This window comes from Aromatoleum toluolicum (genome assembly GCF_012911005.2).
Classification (GTDB): Bacteria; Pseudomonadota; Gammaproteobacteria; order Burkholderiales; family Rhodocyclaceae; genus Aromatoleum; species Aromatoleum toluolicum.
In genome coordinates, this window is the sequence record NZ_WTVS01000127.1 from 1 (window position 1) to 8,409 (window position 8,409).

The 8,409-nt window shown below is 66.7% G+C and carries 10 protein-coding genes; 5 read left to right on the forward strand and 5 right to left on the reverse strand.

Annotated features, from left to right (window positions below; all coding sequences use genetic code 11):
* The first annotated feature begins 8 nt into the window (after positions 1–8).
* Genes GPA27_RS27260 through GPA27_RS27275 form a run of 4 tightly spaced genes read left to right on the forward strand, consistent with a single transcriptional unit; the run spans position 9 to position 2,718 of the window.
* Positions 9–1,088 carry an RnfABCDGE type electron transport complex subunit D gene (locus GPA27_RS27260; RefSeq protein ID WP_169143563.1) on the forward strand — a complete coding sequence of 360 codons (1,080 nt, stop codon included), beginning with the start codon at positions 9–11 and terminating at the stop codon, positions 1,086–1,088.
* The gene (gene rsxG / locus GPA27_RS27265) at positions 1,088–1,732 is read left to right on the forward strand and encodes an electron transport complex subunit RsxG (protein WP_169143556.1); all 645 of its coding nucleotides are present in this window, start codon (positions 1,088–1,090) and stop codon (positions 1,730–1,732) included. The genes GPA27_RS27260 and rsxG overlap by 1 nt, the downstream gene beginning before the upstream one ends.
* Positions 1,729–2,412: an electron transport complex subunit E gene (locus tag GPA27_RS27270; RefSeq protein WP_169143557.1), complete on the forward strand. Its 684-nt coding sequence runs from the start codon at positions 1,729–1,731 to the stop codon at positions 2,410–2,412. The genes rsxG and GPA27_RS27270 overlap by 4 nt, the downstream gene beginning before the upstream one ends.
* A 27-nt stretch (positions 2,413–2,439) precedes the next feature.
* Positions 2,440–2,718, forward strand: coding sequence for an RnfH family protein (locus tag GPA27_RS27275; protein WP_169143558.1), 279 nt, complete (start codon positions 2,440–2,442; stop codon positions 2,716–2,718).
* Between the two features lie 322 nt (positions 2,719–3,040).
* Here the strand turns inward: GPA27_RS27275 and nifW are convergent, their stop codons facing one another.
* From nifW to GPA27_RS27300, 5 genes are all read right to left on the reverse strand, one after another.
* On the reverse strand, positions 3,041–3,367 hold the full coding sequence (gene nifW / locus GPA27_RS27280) for a nitrogenase-stabilizing/protective protein NifW (protein WP_169143559.1): 327 nt from the start codon (positions 3,365–3,367) through the stop codon (positions 3,041–3,043).
* Positions 3,364–4,500 carry a homocitrate synthase gene (gene nifV, locus GPA27_RS27285; RefSeq protein WP_169143560.1) on the reverse strand — a complete coding sequence of 379 codons (1,137 nt, stop codon included), beginning with the start codon at positions 4,498–4,500 and terminating at the stop codon, positions 3,364–3,366. The genes nifW and nifV overlap by 4 nt, the downstream gene beginning before the upstream one ends.
* Before the next feature lie 252 nt (positions 4,501–4,752).
* Complete coding sequence (gene sucD / locus GPA27_RS27290) at positions 4,753–5,646, reverse strand: succinate--CoA ligase subunit alpha (RefSeq protein WP_018989085.1); 894 nt, start codon at positions 5,644–5,646, stop codon at positions 4,753–4,755.
* A gap of 11 nt (positions 5,647–5,657) precedes the next feature.
* Complete coding sequence (sucC, locus tag GPA27_RS27295) at positions 5,658–6,818, reverse strand: ADP-forming succinate--CoA ligase subunit beta (RefSeq protein WP_169143561.1); 1,161 nt, start codon at positions 6,816–6,818, stop codon at positions 5,658–5,660.
* 262 nt (positions 6,819–7,080) lie between these two features.
* Entirely contained in the window at positions 7,081–7,635 is a 555-nt protein-coding gene (locus tag GPA27_RS27300; RefSeq protein WP_169143562.1) for a DUF2889 domain-containing protein, read from the reverse strand.
* Between the two features lie 257 nt (positions 7,636–7,892).
* Between GPA27_RS27300 and GPA27_RS27305 the strand changes: the two genes are divergently transcribed.
* Positions 7,893–8,409, forward strand: a 517-nt coding sequence (locus GPA27_RS27305; RefSeq protein WP_211165281.1) for a type IV pilus assembly protein FimV, incomplete at its 3' end; no start/stop codon positions are given.

Below are 8,409 nucleotides of genomic sequence, written 5' to 3' on the forward strand. Positions count from 1 at the left end.
ACGGCGCCCTGCCCGCCCTCGCCGCCTCGCCCCACGCCCACGGCGGCGTCTCGGTGGCGCAGGTCATGCGGCGTGTGATGCTCGCACTCACTCCGGCGACCCTGTTCGGCTTCTGGCTGTTCGGCTGGCCGGCGCTCAACCTCTTCGCCGTCACCATCGGCGCCTGCCTGCTCGCCGAGCGCTTCTGCGAGCGCCTGATGGGCCGCAGGAGCGGCCTCGGCGACGGCTCGGCGCTGCTCACCGGCTGGCTGCTCGCGCTGTCGCTGCCGCCCTGGGCACCCGCGTGGATCGGCCTCCTCGGCGGCGTCATCGCCATCGTCGTCGGCAAGCAGGTCTTCGGCGGCCTCGGGCAGAACCTCTTCAATCCGGCGATGGTCGCGCGCGTCGCCCTGCTCGTGTCCTTCCCCGTCGCGATGACGCAGTGGGTCGTGCCGCAGCCCCTGTTCTCGGCAGGCGCTCCCGGCTTCATCGACAGCCTGCGCATCACCGCCGAAGCGCCCGCCCACCCCGACGCCGTCACCTCCGCATCGCTGCTCGGCCACAGCAAGACCGAACTCTCACGCGGCGTCGCCGTTCCCGAGGCGATCGCCAGCGGCCCGCAGGCGCTCTTCGACTGGGCCGGCATGCGCACCGGCAGCCTCGGCGAAACCGGCGCCCTGCTGATGCTCGCGGGCGGGCTCTACCTCCTCGCCAGCGGCATCATCCGCTGGCACATCCCGGCCGCCGTGCTCGCCGGCATCGCCCTGCCCGCCCTCATCGGCCACGCCGTCGATCCGGCACGCTACCTCTCCGCCCCCCAGCACCTCCTCTCCGGCGCGGCACTCCTCGGCGCCTTCTTCATCGCCACCGACTACGTCACCTCGCCCAACACCCCGGCGGGACAGCTCATCTTCGGCTTCGGCATCGGATTCCTCACCTGGATCATCCGCAGCTGGGGCGGTTACCCGGAAGGCATGGCCTTCGCGGTGCTGCTGATGAACGCGCTGACCCCCGTGATCGACCGCTACTGCCGTCCGCGCATCCTCGGCCGCCGACGCGACGGGCGCGCGCTCGAACCCACCCCGATCGACAACACCGGAGGCGCATGATGGACACCGACGAATCTGCCGGCTTCTCGCTCGACGCGCTGCGCGACCGGCTCGCCTACCAGCCGCTGCTGCTCGGTGGCATCGCCCTCATCGCCGGCACCGCGCTCACGCTCGCCAGCAATGCGACGCGCGCGCCCATCGCCGCCGCCGAGGTGCACGACACGCAGATGACGCTCGCCCAGGTTCTGCCGCCCGGCAGTGCCGACAACGACCTGCTCGCGGACGTCCTCGAGCTGCCCGGCCCTGCCGCCGGCAGCACCCGCAGGATCCACATCGCACGCAAGGCCGGCGTCGTCACCGGCGCCGTGTTCAACGTCGCCGAGCGCGGCTATTCGGGCGAGATCCGCCTGCTGATGGCGGTCGATCCCGCCGGCAAGGTGCTGGGCGTGCGCGTCCTCAAACACACCGAAACGCCCGGACTCGGCGACAAGATCGAGATCGCCCGCAACCCGTGGATCACGAGCTTCGACGGCAAATCGCTCGGCGAACCCGCCCCCGAAAAGTGGGCCGTGAAGAAGGATGGCGGCATCTACGACAGCTTCGCCGGCGCCACCATCACGCCGCGCGCGGTGGTCAAGGCCGTCAAGGGCGGCCTCGACTACTTCGCCACCCATCGCAACGAAATCCTCGGAGTGCAACCATGAACGCCGCCAAACTGATGCGCGACGGCCTGTGGGACAACAACGTCGTCTTCGCCCAACTCCTCGCGATGTGCCCGACCATGGCCGTCACGACCTCCGGCACCAACGGCCTCGGCATGGGCCTCGCGACCACCGCGGTGCTGATCGTCTCCAACATCCTCGTCGCCTCGATCCGCCACGCGGTCAGCGCACAGGTGCGCATCCCCGTGTTCGTCGTCCTCATCGCGACCCTCGTCACGCTCGTCGACCTCGTCCTCAACGCCTGGCTGCACGAGCTCTACAAGGTGCTCGGCCTCTTCATCGCGCTGATCGTCGTGAACTGCGCGATCCTCGGCCGCGCGGAAGCCTTCGCGGTGCGCAACACCGTCGCCGCGTCCGCCATCGACGGACTCGCGATGGGCCTCGGCTTCACCTTCGCGCTCACCGTCATCGGCCTGATCCGCGAGATCCTCGGCAGCGCCACCGTGTTCGCGCAGGCCAGCGCGCTGCTCGGCAGCCACTTCGCCTTCCTCGAGATGAAGATCGGTGCGTGGAACGGCGCCCTGCTGATGATCCTGCCGCCCGGCGGCTTCGCCGTGCTCGGCTTCCTCCTCGCGGGCAAGCGCGCGTGGGAGCTGAAACGCCGGCAAGCCGCACATGCCACCGAATTCCACTGCTCCGTGCCCGGCCCGGCGTCGGCGTGAGCGGAACGACCAGCGAAGGAGAGCCCCATGCAAGTCGGCGTCGCCTACTCCGAACCCGGCCGGCAGGCCTGGGTCACGATCGACGTCCCGGACGAGGCCACCGTCCGCGACGCCATCGAACACTCCGGCATCCTGCGGCAGTTTCCGCACATCGACCTCGCCGCGCAGAAGATCGGCGTGTTCAGCAGGCTCGTGAAGCTCGACGCCCCGCTGCGCGCGGGCGACCGCATCGAGATCTACCGCCCCATCACGTGCGACCCGCAGACCGTCCCACGCCGCGACCTCGTGGAGGGCGACGAGGATTGAGACTGCGCCCGGGGGCGATCTCGCCGGCACTTCAGGCCGGCCTTGTTGAAGCTGCGTCACCGCCGGCCGACAAGCGCGAACGCTGATGGCTGGAGATTGCATCCACGTGATGGTTTGAAGCGAACGCGGCAATCAAGTTGATGAAGTCTGCTCGGGCAACAAATTCCTCCCCCTTCAAGGGGGAGGTTAGGAGGGGGATGGGTTTCCGCCACGTCTGCTTAACCCATCCCCACCCCAACTCAGGAGTCTGCGCCGCTGCAGCGGCGCAGAGCGGTGCTCCGCGAAACCCCGCCTCCGCCCCCTTGAAGGGGAGGGAGCAGCCTCAGAACCCGGCCTTGCGCCGCAGCCCCTCGATCGCAACGCGGTGCTCGCCCTGCGCGGTCTGGAACACCTTGAACACCTTCTGCTCGATGCCGTTCGACGCGACGAAATCGTTGTGCGCCCGCGCGAGCAACGTACGACAGGTCGCGAAGGCCGACGCGGCAGACAGGCTCTCGACTCCGCCCTCGCGCGCGAGATACTGCTGGAAGCGCTTCAGGATATGCAGGCGGCTCACCTGCACGACGGCGGCATCGTAGGGGATCGCGAAGTAATTGAGGAAATCCTCCGCGCTCTCGAGGTGCTTCAGGTCTTCAACAAGGGTATTCACGGCATCACTCCTTCGGTCAGCAGCGCACGACATTCGCGGTGGAAGCGCATCAGCTCGCGCAGATCCGGACTGCGCTTGGTCCGCATCGCATGTTCGCGCACCCGCTCGAGCACGAGGCGTGCGGTCACCGCATCGACCTCCAGCCCCAGTTCGCGGCACGCATTCACGATCGACGCCGCCCCCGAATGCTTTCCCAGCACCAGGCGATGGCTGCGCCCGACCTCGGCCGGATCGAAGCTCTGGTAATTGCCCGCATCCTTCACCAGCCCATCGACGTGGATGCCCGCCTCGTGCGTGAACACCCAGCCGCCGACAATCGGCTTGTTCGCCGCCACCGGACGTCCCGACGCCTCCGCGACCAGTTCCGAGATCACCGGCAACTGCCGCGAATCGACACCCGACTCGATGCCGTGCAGGTGGCGCAGCGCCATCACCGCTTCTTCCAGCGGCGCATTGCCGGCACGCTCACCCAGACCGTTCACCGTCGTGCTGATGTGCGTCGCACCGGCCTTCACGGCCGCCAGCGTGTTCGCGGTGGCCAGCCCGAGGTCGTCGTGCGCGTGCATCTCGATGTCCAGGTCGCTTGCCGCCCGCAGGCGTGCAATTGCCGCGTGGGTCGAAAACGGATCGAGCACGCCGAGCGTGTCCGCATAGCGGAAGCGCACCGCGCCCGCTGCCTGCGCAGTCTCCAGCACGCGGCACAGGAAGTCCGGGTCGGCGCGCGACGCATCCTCGCCCCCGACGGACACCACCAGCCCGCGCTCGCGGGCCGTGCGCAAGGTATCGCGCAGCTGTGCCAAAGCCCACTCGCGATCCCGCCCCAGCTTGCGCTCGATCTGCTGGTCCGACACCGGCAGCGCCAGATGGATGATGTCCGCCCCGCAATCGGCCGCCGCGTCGAGATCGGCCACGCACATGCGGCACCACACCATCAGCCGCGCCGGCAATTTCAGCGCGACGATCGCGCGGATCACATCGCGCTCCGCCTCGCCCATCGCCGGCACGCCGATCTCCATCTCGCGCACGCCGGCAACCGCCAGCGCCTGCGCAATCGCCAGCTTCTCGTCCGCCGTGAAGGCGACCCCGGCCGTCTGCTCGCCGTCGCGCAAGGTCGTATCGTTGATCGTCAACATGATGTGCTGCGTCCCGTGAATGGCATTGCCCTGCTACCGCAAGGACGATGCCACCCTGGCATCCGCCAGCAAATCGCCCCGCAGGCAGCGCCAGTTCGGGGGATTCACCCTCCGCCGGCCCCAGGCGGCATCCTGCCGACACGACAATTGGCACGAACCCGACACAGACAAACGTCACGTCACGAACATCGCGACGAAAATAAAAAGCGCCGGACCAGCCGGCGCTTTTTCGTGTTGCGGAAGAAACGACGCTTACAGCATCGCCTTCAGCAGCTTGGCCATCTCGGACGGGTTGCGCGTCACGGTGAAGCCGCACTCTTCCATGATGGCGAGCTTGGCGTCAGCGGTGTCGGCGCCGCCGGAGATCAGCGCACCGGCGTGGCCCATGCGCTTGCCGGCCGGCGCGGTCACGCCGGCGATGAAGCCGACGATCGGCTTCTTCATGTTGGCCTTGCACCACTGCGCGGCTTCGGCTTCGTCGGGACCGCCGATCTCGCCGATCATGATCACCGCGTCGGTGTCCGGATCGTCGTTGAACATGCGCATCACGTCGATGTGCTTCAGGCCGTTGATCGGGTCGCCGCCGATACCAACCGCCGAAGACTGGCCCAGACCGATTTCGGTCAGCTGCGCCACGGCTTCATAGGTCAGCGTGCCCGAACGCGACACGACGCCGATGCGCCCCTTGCGGTGGATGTGACCCGGCATGATGCCGATCTTGATCTCGTCCGGCGTGATCAGGCCCGGGCAGTTGGGGCCCAGCAGCAGGGTTTCCTTGCCGCCCTTGGCAACCTTCTGCTTCATCTTGTTGCGCACGACCAGCATGTCGCGGACCGGGATGCCTTCGGTGATGCAGATCGCCAGATCCAGGTCGGCCTCGCAGGCTTCCCAGATCGCGTCGGCGGCACCTGCCGGCGGCACGTAGATCACGGACACGGTCGCGCCGGTTTCAGCAGCAGCTTCCTTCACCGAGGCGTAGATGGGGATGTCGAAGATCTTCTCGCCCGCCTTCTTCGGATTCACGCCGGCGACGAAGCAGTTCTTGCCGTTCGCGTATTCCTGGCACTTCTCGGTGTGGAACTGGCCGGTCTTGCCCGTGATGCCCTGGGTGATGACCTTGGTGTCTTTGTTGATCAGGATGGACATTCACTCTCTCCTTACTTGACCGCCGCGACGATCTTGGTCGCAGCTTCCGCCATCGTGTCGGCGGAGATGATCGGCAGGCCCGACTCGGCGAGGATCTTCTTGCCGAGGTCTTCGTTGGTGCCCTTCATGCGCACCACGAGCGGGACGGAGAGATTCACTTCCTTCGCAGCAGCGACCACGCCGGTGGCGATGGTGTCGCACTTCATGATGCCGCCGAAGATGTTGACCAGGATGCCCTTGACCTTGGGGTTCTTGAGCATGATCTTGAACGCTTCGGTGACCTTCTCGGTCGTCGCGCCGCCACCGACGTCGAGGAAGTTGGCCGGCTCGGCGCCGAACAGCTTGATCGTGTCCATCGTGGCCATCGCCAGACCGGCGCCGTTCACCAGGCAGCCGATGTTGCCGTCGAGCGAGATGTAGGCGAGGTCGAACTTCGAGGCTTCGATTTCATCGGCATCTTCCTCGTCGAAGTCACGGAAATCGACGATCTCCGGATGACGGTACAGCGCGTTCGAATCGAAGTTGAACTTGGCGTCGAGCGCCTTGATGTTGCCGTTGCCTTCGAGGATCAGCGGGTTGATCTCCGCCAGCGAGGCATCGGTTTCCATGTAGCAGGTGTACAGGCGCTTCAGCGTATCCACCGCCTTGGCGACCGAGGCTTCCGGCACGCCGATACCGCGGGCCAGGTTCTCGGCTTGCGCGTCGGTCAGGCCGACCAGCGGATCCACGAATTCCTTGAGGATCTTCTCAGGCGTGCTGTGCGCGACTTCCTCGATGTCCATGCCGCCTTCGGAGGAGGCCATGATCGCGACCTTCTGCGTGGCGCGGTCGGTCAGCGCAGCAACGTAGTATTCCTTCTTGATGTCGGCGCCTTCCTCGATCAGCAGGTTACGCACCTTCTGGCCTTCGGGCCCGGTCTGGTGCGTGATCAGCTGCATGCCGAGAATGTCGTTCGCGTACTGGCGCACTTCGTCCAGCGAGCGGGCGAGCTTCACGCCGCCGCCCTTGCCGCGGCCACCGGCGTGGATCTGTGCCTTCACGACCCAAACCTTGCCGCCCAGCTCTTCGGCTGCCTTCACCGCGCCATCCACCGACACGGTATGGAAACCGCGCGGCGTCACGACGCCATACTTTCTTAGTAGTTCTTTTGCCTGATACTCATGAATCTTCATGATTGCCCTTCGATCGAAGCCGCGACGCCCTGGACGCCGCGAACAGGTTGATGGGACGCTTCGGAGCATCGCTCCGCGACATACGCCGTCTCCCTCGACCGACGCATACCGCTCCCGACCGGTCGTATGTCGCCCGGCCCGACCTATTGACCCGGACCCGAAACGGGCCTGAAGGTCGCAAGATCGCAGGATTATACCCGCAATTGCGCAGTGCAGAATCGCAACTCCCGCGCGAACCGTCCGGCCGCGCGGCGGGCCGCCGCTACTCGTCGGTTGCGGGCTTGCGGTACCACTTTGGGTAATAGCGGCGCACCGTCTCGCGCGAACTCTCCAGTGCGTGGCACCGGTCGAGTTGGAAGGGCTTCTCGACGGTGTCCTCGTTGTCGCGCCGGTAAGTCGCGAAAGTCTGCACCGCCGCCGTCGGCAGGCTCATCAGCAGCTCCGTCACGTGCGAGCAACCGCGCACGTCGGCGAACATCTCCCCGACGTTGCGGCGAAAGCCGGCGATCAGGTTGAGCCCGACCAGCCGCCCATAGGCGGGCCCGATCGTGTCGCATTCACCCTCATAGGGGACACGATCGGAACACGCCTCGGCGTCGACGATGTTGAATGCCTCGTCGATCGTGATGCGCACGCGCATCTCGTGCACGGGATCGCCGGCGCGTCGCACTCCGGACGCGAGCGGATAATCGACGGCCTTCGTGTCGCGCAGGCAGGCATCGAGCTCCAGCAGGCCATCGTCGCGGCGAAAACCCTCGACCGTGATCTGGCGCAGATGCGCCGGACTGCGTGCGCACTTGGGAGGAGAGAGCGGCATCGGACGTACGGCAACGTATGGAAAATCACATGTTACCGCGAATCGGGACGATGCCCGCGCGCCAACGCGCCCATTTCGGTCGGCGCGGCGCCGTCGTCCACCCGCGAGCGCACCTGAATTACCGGATGTCATAAGCTCAGGGTAAGATCTGCGGTTTTCGGCGGGCAGCGGGAATGCAAATTCGTTACAATGCTCCGCAAAGATTTGATACAAGATATGGCTTTACGCCCGGGCTCTCGCCAGCATAAGAACGGACGATGACAAGACAGCAGTGCCTGCACCCGAGTGATTACGCGCCCCTGCTTCTGGCGGCGCTGCTGGCGTTCGCGCCGACGCCATCCGGTGCCTTCGTTCTCGGCGAACCCATTCCCCTGTCGAAGATCGGCGAACCCCTCAAGATCGAGATCCCCATCCTCCAGGGCGACCCGGCGCAATTCGGCGAGTGCCTGCGTCTTGCGAACCTGCCGGCGGCATCCGACGGCCTGCCGCGGGTGCGCAATGCGCGCCTCGACCTCACCGGGCGCGGACCGAAGGCGAGGCTCGTGCTTTCGCACCGCCTGCCGAGTTTCGACCCCGCGCTGCGCTTCACCATCGAGGACCTCTGCGACAGCCGCCTGCGCCGCGAATACACGGTGCTGCTGGCCTTCCCCGACACCGCCGCCATCGCCGATGCACCCGCGGGCACGCAGAGCCCGGAACAGTCCGGCAGCGCGGTTGCCGACGCCCCCCCTCAGGAAGCGCCGCGGCGCCCCCGTTACGCGCGCCGCGCCGCCC